Raw genomic sequence first — 18,914 nt, 5'->3', positions numbered from 1 at the left:
ACTTTCAGCTGCATCCCTTTCAAATATGGGTTGCAGCTTTACTTTTATACTTTCGGCTGAAACTATTGCACAAATAAAAAAAATCACATATAATGGACAGCTTGAACTGGAAGGAGGTAAATATGATACCAATGCTCGACATAAAAAGGGAGTTAAACGATATAGGGGATGAAATTAAAAAAGCCGTTGATTCTTCCATCAACGGTACGATGTTTATTTTAGGACCAAATGTAAAGAAATTTGAAGAAGAAGCTGCAAAATATCTTGGATGTAAATTTGCGGTTGGTGTTGCAAGCGGTACAGATGCCCTGCATTTAGCCCTGAAAGCTATTGGGATAAAAGAGGGTGACGAGGTAATTACCACACCCTTTACTTTTATTGCTACTGCGGAAGCCATAAGATATTGCGGAGCAACCCCTGTATTTGTAGATGTTGACCCTGATACATTCAATATAGATGTAAACCTTATTGAAACAAAGATAACAAATAAAACAAAAGCAATACTGCCCGTTCATCTTTTTGGAAACCCTGCAAATATGGATGAAATTATTGTTTTTGCCAAAAAACACAACTTAAAGGTTGTGGAAGATTGCGCCCAGTCTTTCGGTGCAACATACAACGGCAAACAAACAGGTTCCATTGGTGATGCCGGTGCTTTCAGCTTTTTCCCCAGTAAAAACCTTGGATGCTATGGTGATGGGGGACTTGTTACCACCAATGATGAGAATATTTACAACACACTTATAGCACTTCGAAACCACGGCTCATACAAAAGATATTATCACGAAATAATTGGATTTAATTCAAGACTTGATGATATTCAGGCTGCAATCTTAAGCGTAAAACTGAAATATATTGACAGATTTAACAAAGAAAGGAGAAATGTAGCAAATCTTTACAGGAAATACATCGGTGAAATAGTCAAATATCAAAAAGAAACCGAAAACGGTTTAAACGTATATCATCAGTATACAATTGTAACAGAAAAGAGAAACGATATAATGAAAGCACTTTCAGAAGGGGGGATAGCATCTGCAATATATTATCCGGTACCTTTGCACTTGCAAAAGGCATTTGAAGATTTAGGATACAAAAAAGGTGATCTTCCTGTTGCTGAATACCTGGCTGAAAATGTTATCTCACTGCCGATAAATCCTTACCTTGAAGATGAAGAAATACTTGTAATAGCCAACACGCTGAAAACTGCATTTTAAAGGTTAATGAACAAAATTTTGCTTTACCTGGCATACATTATTATCAAGGCATACTCGTTTACTTTCAGGTATAAAGAGTATGGCCTTGATAATTTTGAGAAAGTAAAAGGGAAAAAAATTGTATTTGCTTTATGGCACGGTCAGCTTTTTCCATATGCATATCTTTACAGAAATCAGGGGGTAGTCGGTATAGTTTCGGAAAGCAAGGATGGGCAGATAGCCGCATTTTTACTAAAAAGATTCGGTTTTAACATATCAAGAGGCTCATCTTCAAGAAATGGCACCAAAGCAATCATAAGTTGCAAAAAACAAATGGTAAGTGGTAACTTTAACGCAGCAATCACCCTGGATGGGCCAAAAGGACCAAGGCTTATTGCAAAGCCCGGAGCCGTATTTCTTGCCAAAATAACAGACAGGGTAATTATCCCAACAGTATGGAAGACAAATAGATCTTTTAGATTTAACAGCTGGGACAAATTTATGCTCCCTTACCCTTTTGCAACAATCGAAGTTTTTTATGGCAATCCATTGATTCTTAACGAAAACACATCAAAGAAAGAAATTGACCTTGCTCTTGAACACTTACAAAAAAATATGTTAGAGTTAACCCGTGAAAATTCTCCTGATTTTATATAACTTGCTACTTTTTGCACTGCTTCCCATAATCTTTCCTCTTGGATATCTTATTGCTTTAAGGAGAAAAGAAGAAATCTGGTATTTTGAAAGGTTGGGCTTTATACTTTTTGACAAAAAACCTGAAAAAACCATCTGGATACACTGTGCCAGTGTAGGGGAAGTCTTGAGCGTAAAACCACTCGTTGACCATTTAAAAAATGAATTGCCTGATTTTGAAATCGCTGTATCCACAATAACTGCAAGCGGCAAGTCGGTCGCCATGAAAAACCTTTCTGCTGGCTACTTTTTTCTCCTTCCAATAGAAAATTATTTTGCAATCAAATACCTTGTGTCATATCTCAATACCGAATACTTTATAATCGTCGACACAGAACTCTGGCCAAACATGATTTATGCCGCAGCACAAAATTCCAAACTTATCCTTGTAAATGCAAGAATTTCTGAAAAAAGTTACAAAAAATATCTTTTGTTCAGACCCATATTCAAAAATCTGCTAACCAGGTTTGAACATATATTTGCAAAAAGTGCGGATGATGCAGCTCGATTCGAAGCTATTATCGGTAATACTGCAAAAATATCCAACATCGGCAATATCAAGGCATCTATCGATACCTGCACGGCTCCTATAAACCTAAACGGAAACTTTTTCCTTGCTGCAAGCACACATAAAGGTGAAGAAGAAATTATCAAAAACGCCTTTAAAAAGGTTGCTGACAGATTTGCGCATCTTGTTGTGGCTCCCCGACATCTAAACAGGGTAGATGAAGTAGTAAACCTTTTTTCAACTGATTTTGAAACCAGCAAATATTCAGAAAATAAGTTAACGAAGGTAATTATTATCGATAGTTTCGGAATCTTGAAAAATTTTTACAGCAAGGCAGAGAAAATTTTTGTGGGCGGCTCAATCGTAAACATTGGTGGGCACAATATCTATGAGGCCCTTATTTTCAGTAAGGTAGTTGCTGCCGGGAAAAACATGCAGAATTTTCAAGAAATATATGAAATAGCAACAAAATACAACGTTTTAACCACAATTGAAAATGAAAAGGATCTTGTTGAGTATCTTATGACTGACACCTATAAAGAAGCTGACTTTGAAAATTTCCTCGTTGAGACCAGGAAAATGGCTGAAAAACCGTTAAAAGAGATTACAGATTTTATCAAAAATGAAAGTGTTAATTAATTTATTAGACATTCTTTTAAGACAATTAAGCTATAATTCACTTACAAGCTTAGGAAGAATTTTGGGGACAATTGCTTTTTATATTCTGCCGTCAAGAAGAAAAGTGGCCATAAAAAATGCTCAGATAATAGGTATAAAAGACCCTTACAATGTAGCAAAGGAGAGTTTTAAAAATTCTTTTGCTTCATTTCTTGAAGTATTTTTTATTAAAAAAATAGATACAAGTTTTTTAGAAAAACACGTAATAATTAACAATGATGATGTAAACAAAATTTTAAATTTAAATGAAACATTCGGCCCTTATTTTGTAGTATCGGCGCATATCGGCTCATGGGAGATTGTGCCAAAGCTCTTTACCCTGAAGTTTGACAAAGTTGTATGCATCGTTGGCAGAAAAATTAAAAATTCAAATATTGATAATTTGATAAAAAGGCTAAGAAGTGATGAAAAAATCATCTACCTTTCCCACAGAAATATAGCATTCGAAATATCCAAACTTGTTGATAAGAAAATAATTGTTGGAACGCTGCTTGATCACAGTGCACTCAAGAAAGATTCAATTTATGTAGATTTTTTTGGCCTTAAAACATCTTTTATAGCTGGAATACCGATTTTATCTGCCAAAAAAAATATCCCTGTAGTACCTGTTTTCTGCATAAGAGTTGACAAACACACACTTAAAATTATCTGTTACGACCCCATTTTCCCTGACAAAAATTTAAAACCCGGAGAAAGAATACTAAATATTGCTGAAAAAATAAATTCAGTTTACGAAGATATTATAAAAAAATATCCAGAGCAGTGGTACCTAATGCATAAAAGATTTAAAAGGGTGAAAAAGGATGACAATCAAGAAGAGACCTACAGTATTTATAGATAGGGATGGTACAATAAATAAAGATGCCGGATATATAAACAGTCTTAAAAACTTTGAAATGTACCCTTTTGCCCCTCAGGCAATAAAGCTTCTAAAAGACAATGGCTACCTTGTGGTAATTATTACCAACCAGGCGGGCATAGCAAGAGGAATTTTTACCGAAGACTTCTTGTCCCAAGTTCACAACAAAATGAGGGTAATTTTGCAAAAAAATGGTACGGATATAGACGGGATATTTTACTGCCCACATTACAAAGGTTCAAAAATTCCCGCCTACAATATTGACTGTGATTGCAGAAAACCGAAAACAAAAATGATTGATGATGCAATAAAATTGCTCCCTGTAGACACTTCAAATATGTTCATGATTGGCGACAAATACACGGATATTCAGATGGGCATAAACGCTAAATGCAAAACAATTATGGTTAAAACGGGATACGGTGAAGGGGAGATAGCAAACGATTATTCAAAATGGAAGCTCAAGCCGGGGCTAATTACTGATAACCTGCTCACTGCGGTTTTAAGCATTTTATCCGGAAAAATCTGATTATTATCATAAATATCATAATTTTTATGATATTTATTCCGCATTTAATGTTTGACTTTTGCATTTGAATATAATAAGAAAAACCTACCTTATAAATATATTTTTGGAGCAACCATGAAAGAAAGAGTAGTTGTGGCGATGAGCGGAGGTGTAGACAGCTCACTTTCGGCATACCTTATGAAAGAAAAAGGCTATGAAGTTATAGGAATCACATTAAAGCTTTTTGAAGGGCAGGAAAAATACCTGACAGATGCAGAGAAAATGGCTCAGGAAATAGGCATAAAGTGGTACATGGCAGATTATAGCGAGGATTTTAAAAGAGATATTATAAACTATTTTATAAGTACTTACAGAAAAGGAAAAACACCAAATCCATGTGCCTTCTGCAACAGATTTGGAAAGTTTAACTTTCTGCACAATGAAATGCTAAAGTATGATGCGACAAAAATTGTCACAGGGCATTATGCAAGAAAAGTTTATACCGATGGTAAATATTACATTGCAAAGGGGCTCGACAGGAAAAAAGATCAATCATACTACCTTACTTTACTGGAAAATTATCAGATAGAGAAAATAGAATTCCCTTTGGGTGAAATTGACAAAATTACAACCAGAAACCTTGCACAAAAATACGGACTCAGCGTACACAATAAAAAAGACAGTCAGGAAGTGTGTTTTCTTGAAGGCGGGGACTATAGAGATTATCTGAAATCAAAAATAAATCAAAACAATTTCAAAAAAGGAAATTTTATATTTGAAGGGAGAATATTAGGACGACATGAGGGGATAGAGCTTTACACTGTGGGCCAAAGAAAGGGGCTTGGACTTTCATATCATGAACCTTTGTATGTGAAGAAATTAGACCCTAAGACAAACGATATAGAGTTATGCAGAAAGGATGGTGGAAATGTGAAAGGGGTTAAACTTAAGGACACGGTGTTTCAAACAGACAAAAAAATCTTCAAAGCAAAAGCGAAACTCAGATATCGCATGAAAGAGGCAGACTGTCTTGTGGAAATACACCCTGAAAACAGGGCATTTCTCCTTTTTGATGAACCTCAGTCATTTCCTGCTCCAGGTCAAATTGCCGGTATTTATGAAGGGGATATCCTTCTTGGAGGCGGATTCATTGAAGACTTTTTTTAAAAAATTCAATAAAGTCATAGTAGCACTTAGCGGCGGCGCTGATAGTGCTGCCGTACTGCAACTTTCTTCACAATTTATTACTCCTGAAAACATACTTGCAGTAACCTGTGTCAATCCCCATGTGTTTGGCTACGAAATAGAAAATGCAAGAAAAATCGCAGACAGTTTAAACATAAACTGGAAGCCTTTTACTGTCCAATACAGTGCGGATTTTTTAAAAAATGACGATTTGAGGTGTTATTACTGTAAACACGAAATATTAAAATCCATTGAAAACATCAGAAAAACAGAAGGCTTCGATGCAATTTTTGACGGAACAAATATTGACGATCTGAACGATTATCGCCCAGGGATGAAGGCCATTAAAGAATTTAACGTTTTTTCCCCCCTCAAAGAACTGGGCATTTCAAAAAAGGACTCCCTTCACATTGCAAAATCATCATTTAAAAAAATATATTTTAACGTCGAGTCCTGTGCTGCAACCAGAATAGTAAACAAAATGATAAACTTTGAAGATATGCTAAAAGTTGAAAAGATTGAGGATATTTTAAGGTATAGGTACCCCGGAATAAGGGTGAGGGTGTCAGAGAATATATCAGTTGAATTCAAAAATAAAGTCTCTTTAAAAAAATCTGACCTTGAATTTTTGAGCAAAATAATTAAATTGCACTACGCTGACAAACAGATAAAAATCAATTATTAAGGAGGAGCAGATGACAATAGAAAAATTTGAATTCAAGGCAGAAGTAAAAGAGCTGTTAAATCTTGTAATCAATTCACTTTACTCCAATAAGGACATATTTTTAAGAGAGCTTATATCAAACGCCTCTGATGCTATTGATAAGGCAAGATATTTAAGCCTTACCAATCAGGTAAAACTTTCATCAAACGATTTTAAAATCAAAATTATTCCCGACAAGGATAAAAAGACTCTGACTATTTCTGATAATGGTATTGGAATGTCAAAAGATGACCTTATTAATAACATAGGCACAATTGCGAAGTCTGGCACAAAAGAATTTATGGAGATGGTAAAAAAAGTTAAGGAAACGGGCGACTTAAACCTTGTGGGTCAATTTGGCGTAGGCTTTTACTCTGCATTTATGGTGGCTGAAAAAATAGATGTTGTAACAAAAAAAGCCGGTGAAAACAGCGCCTATAAATGGACTTCAAAAGCTGATGGTAATTATGAAATTGAAGAAACTGCAAGAGATGCCAACGGGACTGACATAATCTTATACCTTAAAAATGATGCAGAAGAGTATCTTGATGAATGGAAGATAAAAAGTATTGTAAAGAAATATTCTGATTATATCGAATACCCCATTGTAATGGATGTAGAAAAAGATAAAAAGATAGAAGAAGAAACTCTCAATTCCAGAAAGGCTATCTGGATGAAGGACAAATCTGACATAAAGGATGAAGAATACAAAGAATTTTACAAGCATATCTCACACGATTTCAACGACCCACTTGACTATATCCACTTCAAAGCTGAAGGTACACTTGAATTTACTGCACTTTTGTATATCCCTTCAAAAAAACCTTTTGATATTTATTACAAAGATTACAAAATGGGTCCAAGTCTCTATGTAAAAAAAGTACAGATTATGGATGCCTGCGAGGAACTTATTGAGCCTTATTTGAGATTTGTTAAGGGGGTTGTGGAGTCAAATGACCTTCCTCTCAACGTTTCAAGAGAAATGCTCCAAAACAACAGAGTTGTAACCCAGATTAAAAACAATATTACAAAAAAAGTATTGTCTAAACTTGAAGAGCTGAAAAAAAATAATTTTGAAAAGTATGAAAAATTTTATAGCGAATTTGGAAACATCCTGAAGGAAGGGATACATTTTGATTTTTCGAGAAAAGAAGAGATTGCCGAATTACTCATATTTAACTCATTAAAAAATCAGGACAAAAAAATTGATTTCAACATTTATATTGAAAATATGCCTGAAAATCAGAAAGAAATCTACTATATTACAGGGGAAAGTGTAGATGAAATAAAAATATCCCCACATCTTGAATACTTTAAAGAAAATAATATCGATGTGATTTTCCTCACCGATGAAATAGACGGCATCATAATGAATTCTTTGATGGAGTTTAAGAAGAAAAAGGTTAAGTCTATCTTGAAAGGTGATATTGAAATTGATGAAAACCTTAAGAAAGAAAAGGAAACCAAAGAAAAAGAGTATAAAGGGTTGCTTGAGAAGATAAAAGAAGATTTAAAGGATTATGTAAAAGATGTCAAAGCCGGTGTCAGATTAAAAAACTCCCTCTGTTGCCTTGTAGGGGATGAAAATGAAATGGACGAAACAATGAAGAGAATCTTGGAATCTATGGGGCAGACAGCTTTTGATTCAAAGAAAATCCTCGAAATAAACCTTGAACACCCCGTAATGAAAAAGGTTAAATCTCTCTACGAAGTCGACCCAAAAAGCACAAAAGTCAACGAATATTCAAAATTAATATACGACCTTGCATTAATAATGGATGGTGAAAAACCGGTTGACCCGGTAAATTTTGCAACAAAAATCTCAGAATTTATGGAGAAAAATATTTAGCCGGCCCTAAAATCGAGGGCCGTTTTTATTTTGATTTTATGGTCTTTTTCAATTGCCTTTCACAATATTTGTAAATTTTTATTGCCTCATACACTCTTTCTACTTCAGCTTTTGTGTAGGAAATATCTCTACTGTTATCAATAATAAAATCGGCATATTTGATTTTTTCTTCGACCGGCATTTGCGATTTTATTATCTTTTTTGCAAGCTCTACATCTATCTCATCCCTTTTTAAAAGACGCTCAAACTGGGTCTTCTCATCCACATATACCACCATTATTGCATCAAATCGACGATATGTACCCTTTTCGATAATCAAAGCTGCCTGAGTTAGAATAATAGCCTTATCATCTTTGCCTTTAATGTTTGAAACAAGTTTTTTTTCATAATTTAAAATTGCAGGATGCACTATCTTTTCAAGAAGCTCTTTTTTTTGAGGATTATTGAAAACTATCCCCTTTAATTTCCCCCTGTCTATGTTCCCCTCTTTGTCAAGAATCTTTTCGGAAAATTCTTTAACCAGCCCAAAATATGCAGTCTCTCCTTTTCGCATAACAATCCTGCTGATTTCATCGGCATCAATAGTGTAACAGCCAAGCTCTTCAAACATTTTAGCAACAGTGCTCTTCCCGCTGGCAATATTTCCGGTAAGACCTATATACATAAAAAAATCCTTTGTTTTAAGTACAATTAATTAATATCTTTTGTTTGCCAAATCAAGACTTTACACAAAAAATTTCAAAATCCTCTCAAGTAAACTGACAAATATTCACTGAGAGCCTCTCTAAACCTGTATACCTCGTTTTCAGTAATCTGGGGATAAAATCTTTTATCAAGATTTGACTCACTTTTTATCATTTTTTGAAGATAAATACAGTCATCGCTTTTAAGCCCGGCATCTCTTAAAAACATTTTAACATTATGCATTTCAGGAATTTTCCACATTGTGTATCTTAATTCAAAAGGTAATTTATATTTTTTTGTTATAGAAATACTATCAAAGACTTTATAAAAACCGTCCTTTCTTGTAATAAACTTAAAATCCTCTTCAGAAAAACCTTTAATATCAATTGCCACATAGTCAATAAGTGAACTATTTATCAGCTTCTCAAGCTTATGAGGAAATGTTCCGTTTGTATCAATTTTGATAACCATTTTTAAGTTCTTGAGCCATATTAAAAAATCTTCTAACCCTCTTTGTAGCATAGGCTCACCGCCGGTGATTACAATATTTTTCAACCCGCACGCAATTATTCTTTTTTTCAGCTCATCCAAATCAATGTTAGAGGCAGTACTCACAACCAGCTCTCTATTATGACAGTACCTGCACCGCAAATTGCAGCCAGATGTAAACACGGTGCAGGCAACTTTACCGGTAAAATTATTTAACGATACAGGTTCAAATCCTGCTATCTGAAGTTTTAACATCGAAAGTCATTCTGTCGCTAAATTCTTCCTGCTTCGATTCGTTCCAGTTGTCCACAGGTCTGTGATAACCAACGATCCTGCTGTAGACCTCACATTTTGAGCCTTTTACATTTTTAAGCTCATTTTCCAGCTCCTTGATTCTCTTTTCGATACTCATCTTATCACCCCCTTATTTTTTCCTTTAAAACATTTATTTCAGCCAAAATTTCGTTTGTTCGCTCTTCTTTACATTTAGGGCAAAATCTGTGCTCACCTTTCAAATAACCATGCACGGGACAAACTGAGAAGGTGGGCGTTATTGTAAAATATGGAAGCCTGAAACTATAGGCAATTTCTCTTACAAGCTCCTTAACCGAGCCAAAATCATCAATCGACTCGCCAATAAATGTGTGAAAAACTGTACCCCCTGTGTAAAGCGTCTGTAATCTGTCCTGATGCTCCAATGCTGAAAAAAGGCTTAAATTAGAATTAACCGGCAACTGGGTTGAGTTGGTATAGTACGGTTTTTCTCTACCTGAAGTATATATTTGAGGGTAAAGCTCTTTATCCTTTATGGCAAGCCTATAACTTGTCCCTTCGGCAGGGGTGGCTTCCAGGTTGTACAACATTCCATCTTCCTCCTGGAATCGTACCAGTTGCTCATTCATAAATTTCAACACCTTCTCAGCAAATTCAAGCCCCTCGTCATCAGTAATCCCTACCCCAATAAAATTAACAAGAGATTCATGCATTCCTATTATACCAATTGTGTTGAAATGATTCTTCCAGTACTCGCCTGTGTGCCTTTTTACATCTTCAAGATACACTCTTGAATAAGGATAAAGAGCATTTTCAGTGTAGTTTTCAAGCGCTTTCCGTTTTATAAAAAGTGACTGTCTTGCTGTTTCCATTAATTCTGATAGTCTATTAAAATAATCCTCCTCATCTTCAGCTAAAAAACCGATTCTTGGCAGGTTTATGGTTACAACCCCGATCGAACCTGTGAGAGGGTTAGCTCCAAAAAGCCCGCCACCTCTTTTCCTCAGCTCCCTGTTATCAAGTCTCAACCTGCAACACATACTCCTTGCATCTTCAGGGGACATATCACTATTTACAAAATTTGCAAAATAAGGGATACCATACTTCCCCGTCATAGCCATAAGCTCATCTATGACTTCATTTGACCAATCAAATTCTTTTGAAATATTGTATGTTGGTATCGGAAATGTAAATATTCTCCCTTTTGCATCTCCCATTGTCATAATTTCTATAAATGCCCTATTAATCATATCCATCTCATTTTGAAACTCACCATATACATAATCCATAATTTTGCCACCATGCACAACTGCCTCATTTTTATAAATATAAGGTACGGTCAAATCAAAGGTAAGGTTGGTAAACGGAGTCTGAAAGCCCACCCTTGTCGGAACATTTAGATTAAATATGAACTCCTGCATACACTGCTTTACTTCTTGATACTCGAGATTATCAAAGGCAACATATGGTGCAAGCAAGGTGTCAAAGTTGGCAAAGGCTTGCGCACCTGCTGCTTCCCCCTGCAATGTATAAAAAAAGTTTACTATTTGCCCCAGCGCAGTCCTGAAATGCTTTGGTGGAGCACTTTCTACCTTTCCCATAACTCCGCCAAAACCTCTTAGAAGAAGGTCTCTTAAGTCCCAACCACAACAATAAACGGACAACGAGCCAAGGTCATGAATATGAAAATCACCATTCACATGAGAGTTTTTAATTTTTTCATTATAAATTTTATTCAACCAGTATTTTGCAGTGACAGTTGACGCTATAAAATTATTCAGCCCTTGCAGGGAATAAGTTGTATTGCTGTTTTCCTTAATTCTCCAGTCAGACCCCTTAAGATACTCATCAAGCATATTTTCAACTTCTTCAAAAGTCTGCTTTATCTCACGAATATCAGCTCTTTGTTTACGATAAAGGATATAAGCCTTTGCAGTCTTTGCATGTCCATTTTCAATCAACTCTTTTTCCACTATATCCTGAATCTGCTCCACTGTTACCGAACCAATTGCACCATATTTTTCAACTATTTTCTCAACTATTGACTGAGTAAGACTTGCAGCAATGCTTCTATTTTCTCCACCAACAGCTTTTGCGGCCTTAAAAATGGCATTTGCTATCCTTTCGCCATCAAAATGCACAAATCTACCATCACGTTTAATAACTTTGATATTCATAACTCACTCCATAAATTAGTTAATATGTTAGACTCTGGTTAAAAAATAGATAGGACTATATTCATGATTACTATCCTCCGTAGTTTTATTTTGACTGTGTATCCTGGCTTACCTTCATCCTACTTGCCGGCCTTCCCACCTCTTCTCTTATCTTCAAGAGTCAGGCAGTGGCCAAAATGGCTTTCGTCCAGCTTACAGTTGCGGGGACAGCGCCGGATTTACACCGGACTTCCACAGTAATCCAATTTTAATGCACAGATGTCTTGTTGTCAAATTTAAAATGAATAAAAAATGAAGAATGTATGATTATAGATTTGGATTACCCATTCTACACAATGAGCCAAAATTTATTGCAAACTTCAATTTGACAAAACCATTTTTTTCTATAAAACAAATCTCATGAATACACAAAAGATAAAAAACAGTTTTTCAAAAAAGCTTTTTCAAAAAATTGAATTTTTAATCTCCGAATATGAATTTGACATAGCTGAAAAAATGGTAAAAAGAATGCTTGCAAATACCAGCTATGACAACAAGACAAGGGCATCATTTTACTCACTGCTTGGCAAAATTCGCTATCTGACGGGACAGTTTACTGCAGCAAAAAGATATTTTAATACAGCTTTAAAACTCAACCCAACCAATTTTGATGCAAACTACAATCTGGCTAATGTTTACATGTTTGAACAAAACACAAAAATGGCAAATAAGCTGATTAACATTAACCTTAAAAATCATCCACAAAATGTCAATATCCTTATACAGCTTATGTGGAGTTACGTGCTGTCAGGACATGACGAAAAGGCTGAAATAATCTACAAAAAATTGTTGAAACAAAAAAAACTTGAGCCACAAAGCTTTGCCGACCTTGCAATGGCTTACGTTTCAAAAGGGAATTTTGAAAATGCAAAGAAAGTAATATTTGTTGCCCTTGGCAACTTTCCTGACAATTTTATTGCTGAAGATACTTTATATGAAATAAATGAACTTGAAAGAAACTACCGCGATTACAAAAAGGATATTTTCTTTAAAAACATTCACAGAATAAATTTTATGCCACAAATATATACTTCGGCTCTCAGGATGATAGTGGAAGGGATGTCGCTTCGCGGTTATTTTAAATTTGAAATAGAAAAGGCAGCCGAATTTCTTATCTTTTTAAACAAAGAAAAATTTGAATATTTTAATCCCAAACTGCTTGCTGCCGTGATAGAATATAATATATCTGTTTGCATAGGTGAAGATGAAAATATGCGAAATATAATTTTAAACAGCTATAAAGTGAGTAAAGACAAGCTCAATAAACTTATGCAACAGGTAAATTACATCGCCGCCCAAAAAAGTTATGAACTGTGCGATGAAATATTAAGTGAATATGACGAACAATTTGGCAGTGGCGAACCTTTTGGAGATGAAAATGAGTAAAAAGAATTTAGGTGACCTGCTCATTGAGTATAATCTAATAACGCAAAGTGACCTTACCGAGGCGCTAAACATCCAGCATCAAGGAAACAAAAAAAGGATTGGGGAAATTTTAGTAGAGCTTGGAAAAGTAACCGAAGAAGATATTCAGTATCTTATTAGCAAACAGCTGGATATTCCCTTTATATTTTTAAGGGATATTAAGCTTGACAATGATTTGATAAAAAAGTTTTCCAGAGACTTTCTTGTAAATAACAGGATAATTCCTCTTTATGAAACTGCTGATTTATTATCTGTGGCCACAAACGACCCTTTTAATAGTGAAGCAATAAATAAACTCAAAGAGTTTACAGGAAAAGATATATCTGTTTCCGCATGCTCATCAAAAGATATTTTGCAAAAACTAAAATCACTTCAAAACGTTTTTCTGGGTGAAATAAACGAAGTTATCGAAAATCTGCTCAAGAAACTAACAAAAACTTCATTTTACCGCCTCGATTTTATTTTCAGAGGCAAGCTTACAATAAACATTTTTGGAACATTCACCATGCAGACATATACCGAGATTGACCCTGGTAATATCACCGTTGAAGATATATTCAAATATTTTGAAAATTTAGAGCACGGCTTTTTTTATGAAAATTTTAATTATGATAGTGGTTTTTTAATACAAATTTACCCGGTAATCGAAACAAAAGACATATCATTTATCAATGAATTTGGAATTTACCCTGACAAATTCCCAATTTTTACCGATACGAAATATGCAGGCAACCTGCCTGTTTTTCAATCCGATTACCCTGTGCCAGGTTATGCGTATATATCCTTCAAAAAATATTCAGAATTTAAAGATGCAATTAATGTAATCGACAATCTGCACGAAAAGCTACCGGAAAACTATCTGGCCTGCACAAAATGTAAAATTTGCAGCGGAAGCAAGTGCGACGAGTGCAACAATCTGGGCTATACTTTCGAGGTGAAAAATGGCTAAAATAGATGCTTTCTTCAAATATATGATTGAAAATGATGCAAGCGACTTGCATTTGAGTGCCGGATGCAAGCCAAAGGTTAGAAAACATGGTGAGCTTGAAGAGATAAAATATCAGGAGCTTACAAATGATATTCTTAAAATGCTCCTTTTTGAAATAATAACCGAAGAACAAAAGAAGCGCTTTCTTGAAAAGAAAGATCTCGATTTTGCCTACGAAATGCCGGGTCTTGCAAGATTTAGGGCAAATTATTTTTACCAGAAAAGGGGGCTTGGGGCAGTATTTAGAATAATACCTTCCAAAATACTGTCAGCTCAGGATCTGGGACTGCCAGAAAGTATTTTGAGGTTTACAAAGCTTTCAAGAGGGTTAGTCCTTGTAACAGGTCCAACAGGAAGCGGCAAATCCACAACACTTGCTGCAATGATAGACTATATAAATTCAACAAGAAAAGATCATATTCTGACAATTGAAGACCCTGTTGAGTTTGTACATGTAAATAAACAGTGCCTGGTAAATCACCGGGAGGTCTCAACCCATACGGAATCATTCAGTTCGGCTCTGCGGGCAGCCTTAAGAGAAGACCCTGACGTCATTCTTGTAGGGGAAATGAGGGATCTGGAAACCATTGAACTTGCAATAACTGCCGCTGAAACAGGTCATCTTGTATTTGGCACACTTCACACAAACTCTGCTGCAAAAACAGTTGACAGGATAATAGATGCGTTCCCCGCAGGTCAGCAGGCCCAGATCAGAACTATGCTTTCTGAATCTTTAAAAGGTGTTATATCTCAACAATTGTTAAAAAGAATTGACAAACCGGGACGCGTAGCTGCACTGGAGATTTTGTTTGTAAACAGCGCGATTGCAAACCTTATCAGAGAAGGGAAAACATTTCAAATCCCTTCTATGATACAAACCGGGAAAGGGGATGGAATGCAGCTTATGGATCAGTCAATAATGGACTTTCTTATGAAAAAGATTATAAGCCCTGAAGAAGCGTATCTCAAGGCTAATGACAAAAAATCCTTTGAGCGTTTTTTAAATAGTTGATGGACGGATTGTCATTATTCAAAATTCAACGATATATACAAAAAAAATATATCCCCTGCCAGCTTAATGCTGTATATTTCAGCGATGGTGGGATACTTCTTGATATTTATAAAGAGAAAAAAGAAACTATCTTTCTTGATTTCAACAGGAATCTGATACTTTTTGGGTTTGATGCACCAAAGCTTGGTAAAATTGAATATTTTCACAAAAACAGAGTAATAAAAAGTGTAAAGCAAAGGGGATACGACAGAATACTTGAATTTGAAATTATCAGCAGAAAACAAAGTGGCAAACTTGAAACTTTTTATATTGTCTGCGAATTTATCGGAAGCAATTCAAACCTTTTTATTCTGAATGAAGATAGGAAAATTTTATTTAAACTTAATGATAAAAATGCAGATAAGGACAGAGATATTTCAATAGGCTCTGTTTATTGTTATTTTAAAAGAAACAAGGCAATGACAATTGACAACCTGAATGCAAGTAGCTTCAAATCATTTGAAGATGTAGAAGGCTTTTATCCACCTACGGCAAAATATGCAAATCATATATTTGAACATTATGGCTTTGAAAAAGGCCTGAATATTTTAAAGAAAGATCTTGATAATGATTCCCTTTACATAGACTCAAATGGAAAGTTTTATCCATTTGCTATAAAAGACAACCTTATTAAATGTAATATTCATGATTTTCGTCCTATTGCAAAAACACACAACGAAAAGCATACATATTTAAGAAACAGACTTTTGCTGCTGATTTCAAAAAAAATAAAAAAAGAAAAGGCCCTTCTTGAAAAGCTTGAAGCTGAGCTAAAAAATGCGCTCAAATATGATGATTACAAAAAAGAGGCGGAGCTTTTGAAAAACAATTATCACCTGCTGAAAAACTCCAAAAGGGATGTACTGGTCTATGAATATACCGAAACCGGAGAAACCGAAAAAATAATCAACGTTGACAATATATCAAATCTTGATGAAACAATCAATAAACTGTTTGAACGGTATAAAAAATTAAAAAGAAGTATTGAACACATAAAAAGACGTATTGAGGAAGTTAAATTAAAAATTCTTGAATTGACGGAAGAAGAATTCAATATAGAAACTGCATCAAAAAATGAGCTTGAAATAATTTATCAGACATATTTTCCCGATAAAAAAAACATAAAAAAGAAGGAAATCATTGAAAAGATAAAAAAGGTTCATTTTCAAGGATTTGATATTCTTATAGGTAAAAACAGCAAATCAAATCACGAGCTCGTTTTTCACATTGCCTCATCAAATGACGTTTGGATGCACGCACAAAAAATCCCGTCAGCACATATTGTCATAAAAAATATCACAAATGAAGAAGTCCCTGAAAACGTTTTGCTTTTCGCAGCAAGAATCACAGCTTATTTTAGCAAGGCAAAGGATGATAAAAAAGTGAATATAGACTATACCTTTAAGAAATATGTGAAAAAGCCCCCCGGCTCAAAGGAGGGCTTTGTAATCTATTCAAATTTCAAAACTATACTGGCTGAGCCACTCACAGTTGAAGAGGCTATAAAAATTGGTCTTTAAGATTCTGCTTGTTCGTACCTGTTTTTAGTCTTTTTTAAATACAACCACATTATAATTGTAATTATTATTCCTGCAATATTTGAAATCGTCTCCGGCCAGAACAAAAGCCATGAAGATATACCTATTATTATCCTTTCAGGCCAGTTTAACTTTCTGACAAAATAACCTTCAAAAAATACTGCAAACGTAAATAGACCAATTGTACCGGTAACAATATTTTCAATAGTAGTAATAAGCGGACCTTGAAATAATATGGCAGGCTCATAAATAAACATCAGTGGAATAATATACAGACCTTTTGCAAGCTTCCACGACTCAAGCCCTGTCTCAAGAGGCTTACTGCCTGCAATCCCGGCTGCTGAATAGGCTGCAAGACATACAGGTGGAGTGACATTTGCATCCTGAGAATACCAGAATATCAAAAGATGTGAAGCAAGAAGTGCACCCATAGCCACATCCGGAGGGACAAGGGCAGTCATTTGCTGAACAATATTGGGATCAAGAGCCATCTCAGGTGTAAGTCCGAAATTGGCAATCAGATAATCCTTCATCATCAGGGACACAAGAGAAGGAGCAGCCAATACTGCCAAAACAATATATGAGGCAGTTACAGGCAAACCCATACCCAAAATAAGTGAAGCAAGCGCTATCAAAACAATAGTTATGAAGACACTATCTCCAGCTATTGCCGTTATCATCATGGAAAATTTTACGCCCATACCAACCATAAGAACTATACCTACAATAATTCCTGAGCAAAGAAGAATGACTCCGGTGGTCACCATATTTTTTGCCCCAAGATACAAGGAATCCAAAATGTCCTTAAAGCCCATCCTTGTCCTTGGATTAAACCAGCTTGAAACAATTATTGATAAAATTCCCATTGATGCTGCATAGGTCGGCGTGTAACCTTTTATCAAAAGCCCCATCAATACAGCTATTGGAATAAAAAAGTTCCACCCTTCTTTTATAACTTCGCGAAACTTTGGCAACTCATCTTTTGGCAGTGGCTTTATACCACGCTTTTTTGCCCGAAGGTGAATAAAAAAAGCCACACTCAAGAAATACATTATTGCCGGGATAAAAGAAACTGCAACTATTTTAAGATAAGAAATTTGTGTCCACTGTGCCATAATAAACGCACCAGCGCCCATTATAGGCGGCATTAACTGACCTCCCGTACTTGCAGCTGCTTCAACTCCGCCTGCAAATTTGGGACTGAAGCCAATCTTTTTCATCATAGGAATGGTTATTGAGCCTGTACCAACGGTATTTGCCACCGCGCTACCGGAAACAGACCCCATAAGCCCGCTCGCAAAGACCGCCATCTTTGCCGGCCCACCGGTAGTATGTCCCATAAGAGACACGGCAAGTTTTATAATAAATTCTCCCGCTCCTGATTTAATCAGAAAAGCGGCAAAAAGCACAAACAAAAACACAAAAGTTGATGATATCGTTGCAATAGTCCCAAAGAGTCCATCCGGTGCAAAATACATCCTGTATAGTAACCTTTCTATAGTAACACCCGGAAAATTCCAAAGACCGGGGATTATTTTCCCTAAAAATAGCGAGTAGGAAATAAATATTATAGCAAGTACAGGTATAAGCCAGCCTGAAGTCCTTCTCGTAATCTCTAACATCAAAATAATGGCAATACCTGCTGCAATCAAGTCAACTGTAGTCGGTATTTCATTTCTCGCATGAAGAGCATCTTCAAAAAATACCAGATAAAGTCCCACCAAAAATGCCAATGTGGCAATCACATAATCAAGTTTCAATGTCTTGTTTGCAAGTTTCATATTTACAGGATAAATCAAATATCCCATAAACAGAACAAAACTAAAATGAATAGCATTTCTCTGTATCTCGGGCATAATACCTATCGTGTTGATCCACAAATGAAAAAGAGACATACAAATGCCGACAATATATAAAAACTGCTGCTGTCTGCCTTCAAATACCCTCTGTACAGTTATCGCCTCACCGCTTGCATCCTTTTCAACACCTTTTGTATCAATCTCTTCTTGGGTCTTTTTTTTGAAAAAGAACATGGTCTCTCCTTATAAATGAAATATATGGGGGGCAAAGCCCC

At 35.4% G+C, this 18,914-nt stretch carries 15 protein-coding genes, 1 pseudogene and 1 riboswitch; of the genes and pseudogenes, 12 read left to right on the top strand and 4 right to left on the bottom strand.

What is annotated here, in order from left to right:
* Positions 1–122 precede the first annotated feature (122 nt).
* From ACTCAF_RS03175 to htpG, 8 genes are all read left to right on the top strand, one after another.
* Complete coding sequence (locus ACTCAF_RS03175) at positions 123–1,214, top strand: DegT/DnrJ/EryC1/StrS family aminotransferase (protein WP_463061851.1); 1,092 nt, start codon at positions 123–125, stop codon at positions 1,212–1,214.
* 6 nt (positions 1,215–1,220) lie between these two features.
* The gene (locus ACTCAF_RS03170) at positions 1,221–1,850 is read left to right on the top strand and encodes a lysophospholipid acyltransferase family protein (protein WP_463061850.1); all 630 of its coding nucleotides are present in this window, start codon (positions 1,221–1,223) and stop codon (positions 1,848–1,850) included.
* Complete coding sequence (locus ACTCAF_RS03165) at positions 1,825–3,033, top strand: 3-deoxy-D-manno-octulosonic acid transferase (protein ID WP_463061849.1); 1,209 nt, start codon at positions 1,825–1,827, stop codon at positions 3,031–3,033. The genes ACTCAF_RS03170 and ACTCAF_RS03165 overlap by 26 nt, the downstream gene beginning before the upstream one ends.
* A complete protein-coding gene (locus ACTCAF_RS03160) occupies positions 3,017–3,913 on the top strand; it encodes a lysophospholipid acyltransferase family protein (protein WP_463061848.1) in 897 nt (298 codons plus the stop codon). The genes ACTCAF_RS03165 and ACTCAF_RS03160 overlap by 17 nt, the downstream gene beginning before the upstream one ends.
* Complete coding sequence (locus ACTCAF_RS03155; RefSeq protein WP_463061847.1) at positions 3,876–4,460, top strand: D-glycero-alpha-D-manno-heptose-1,7-bisphosphate 7-phosphatase; 585 nt, start codon at positions 3,876–3,878, stop codon at positions 4,458–4,460. Before ACTCAF_RS03160 ends, ACTCAF_RS03155 begins: the two co-directional genes overlap by 38 nt.
* 114 nt (positions 4,461–4,574) lie before the next feature.
* A complete protein-coding gene (gene mnmA / locus ACTCAF_RS03150; RefSeq protein ID WP_463061846.1) occupies positions 4,575–5,606 on the top strand; it encodes a tRNA 2-thiouridine(34) synthase MnmA in 1,032 nt (343 codons plus the stop codon).
* Positions 5,590–6,309, top strand: a complete 720-nt coding sequence (gene larE / locus ACTCAF_RS03145; RefSeq protein WP_463061845.1) for an ATP-dependent sacrificial sulfur transferase LarE — start codon at positions 5,590–5,592, stop codon at positions 6,307–6,309. The genes mnmA and larE overlap by 17 nt, the downstream gene beginning before the upstream one ends.
* A gap of 10 nt (positions 6,310–6,319) precedes the next feature.
* Positions 6,320–8,176 carry a molecular chaperone HtpG gene (htpG, locus tag ACTCAF_RS03140; RefSeq protein WP_463061844.1) on the top strand — a complete coding sequence of 619 codons (1,857 nt, stop codon included), beginning with the start codon at positions 6,320–6,322 and terminating at the stop codon, positions 8,174–8,176.
* Positions 8,177–8,201: 25 nt separating this feature from the next.
* On the opposite strand, the gene coaE is transcribed toward htpG, so the two are convergent.
* The 3 genes and pseudogenes from coaE to ACTCAF_RS03125 form a co-directional block, all read right to left on the bottom strand.
* Positions 8,202–8,840 (bottom strand): dephospho-CoA kinase, encoded by a 639-nt coding sequence (gene coaE / locus ACTCAF_RS03135; protein WP_463061843.1) that lies wholly within the window; start codon positions 8,838–8,840, stop codon positions 8,202–8,204.
* 74 nt (positions 8,841–8,914) lie between these two features.
* Entirely contained in the window at positions 8,915–9,604 is a 690-nt protein-coding gene (locus tag ACTCAF_RS03130) for an anaerobic ribonucleoside-triphosphate reductase activating protein (protein WP_463061842.1), read from the bottom strand.
* Positions 9,576–11,799, bottom strand: a pseudogene (locus ACTCAF_RS03125) (ribonucleoside triphosphate reductase). Before ACTCAF_RS03125 ends, ACTCAF_RS03130 begins: the two are co-directional and overlap by 29 nt.
* Positions 11,800–11,874: 75 nt before the next feature.
* Positions 11,875–12,088: riboswitch (cobalamin riboswitch) on the bottom strand.
* Between the two features lie 110 nt (positions 12,089–12,198).
* On the opposite strand from ACTCAF_RS03125, the gene ACTCAF_RS03120 reads away from it, so the two are divergent.
* The 4 genes from ACTCAF_RS03120 to ACTCAF_RS03105 are packed head-to-tail and all read left to right on the top strand — an operon-like array spanning position 12,199 to position 16,822.
* A complete protein-coding gene (locus ACTCAF_RS03120; protein WP_463061841.1) occupies positions 12,199–13,224 on the top strand; it encodes a tetratricopeptide repeat protein in 1,026 nt (341 codons plus the stop codon).
* Entirely contained in the window at positions 13,217–14,212 is a 996-nt protein-coding gene (locus tag ACTCAF_RS03115; protein ID WP_463061840.1) for a GspE/PulE/PilB domain-containing protein, read from the top strand. The genes ACTCAF_RS03120 and ACTCAF_RS03115 overlap by 8 nt, the downstream gene beginning before the upstream one ends.
* Positions 14,205–15,263, top strand: coding sequence for a type IV pilus twitching motility protein PilT (locus ACTCAF_RS03110; RefSeq protein WP_463061839.1), 1,059 nt, complete (start codon positions 14,205–14,207; stop codon positions 15,261–15,263). Before ACTCAF_RS03115 ends, ACTCAF_RS03110 begins: the two co-directional genes overlap by 8 nt.
* Positions 15,263–16,822: an NFACT RNA binding domain-containing protein gene (locus ACTCAF_RS03105; RefSeq protein ID WP_463061877.1), complete on the top strand. Its 1,560-nt coding sequence runs from the start codon at positions 15,263–15,265 to the stop codon at positions 16,820–16,822. Before ACTCAF_RS03110 ends, ACTCAF_RS03105 begins: the two co-directional genes overlap by 1 nt.
* Here ACTCAF_RS03105 and ACTCAF_RS03100 read toward each other — a convergent pair.
* Entirely contained in the window at positions 16,819–18,873 is a 2,055-nt protein-coding gene (locus tag ACTCAF_RS03100; protein ID WP_463061838.1) for a TRAP transporter permease, read from the bottom strand. The two genes, ACTCAF_RS03105 and ACTCAF_RS03100, sit on opposite strands and share 4 nt — an antisense overlap.
* Between the last annotated feature and the right edge of the window lie 41 nt (positions 18,874–18,914).

It is taken from the genome of Deferrivibrio sp. (genome assembly GCF_055117995.1).
This window is presented reverse-complemented; position numbering and strand designations above follow the sequence as displayed.

Excerpts from the sequence above, each read along its gene's own strand:
- ACTCAF_RS03120 (WP_463061841.1), top strand. The coding sequence starts at position 12,199 with ATGAATACACAAAAGATAAAAAACAGTTTTTCAAAAAAGCTTTTTCAA.
- ACTCAF_RS03100 (WP_463061838.1), bottom strand. The coding sequence starts at position 18,873 with ATGTTCTTTTTCAAAAAAAAGACCCAAGAAGAGATTGATACAAAAGGT.
- ACTCAF_RS03155 (WP_463061847.1), top strand. The coding sequence starts at position 3,876 with ATGACAATCAAGAAGAGACCTACAGTATTTATAGATAGGGATGGTACA.
- coaE (WP_463061843.1), bottom strand. The coding sequence starts at position 8,840 with ATGTATATAGGTCTTACCGGAAATATTGCCAGCGGGAAGAGCACTGTT.
- mnmA (WP_463061846.1), top strand. The coding sequence starts at position 4,575 with ATGAAAGAAAGAGTAGTTGTGGCGATGAGCGGAGGTGTAGACAGCTCA.
- ACTCAF_RS03105 (WP_463061877.1), top strand. The coding sequence starts at position 15,263 with ATGGACGGATTGTCATTATTCAAAATTCAACGATATATACAAAAAAAA.
- ACTCAF_RS03170 (WP_463061850.1), top strand. The coding sequence starts at position 1,221 with ATGAACAAAATTTTGCTTTACCTGGCATACATTATTATCAAGGCATAC.
- ACTCAF_RS03175 (WP_463061851.1), top strand. The coding sequence starts at position 123 with ATGATACCAATGCTCGACATAAAAAGGGAGTTAAACGATATAGGGGAT.
- ACTCAF_RS03130 (WP_463061842.1), bottom strand. The coding sequence starts at position 9,604 with ATGTTAAAACTTCAGATAGCAGGATTTGAACCTGTATCGTTAAATAAT.
- ACTCAF_RS03160 (WP_463061848.1), top strand. The coding sequence starts at position 3,017 with ATGAAAGTGTTAATTAATTTATTAGACATTCTTTTAAGACAATTAAGC.
- ACTCAF_RS03115 (WP_463061840.1), top strand. The coding sequence starts at position 13,217 with ATGAGTAAAAAGAATTTAGGTGACCTGCTCATTGAGTATAATCTAATA.
- ACTCAF_RS03110 (WP_463061839.1), top strand. The coding sequence starts at position 14,205 with ATGGCTAAAATAGATGCTTTCTTCAAATATATGATTGAAAATGATGCA.
- htpG (WP_463061844.1), top strand. The coding sequence starts at position 6,320 with ATGACAATAGAAAAATTTGAATTCAAGGCAGAAGTAAAAGAGCTGTTA.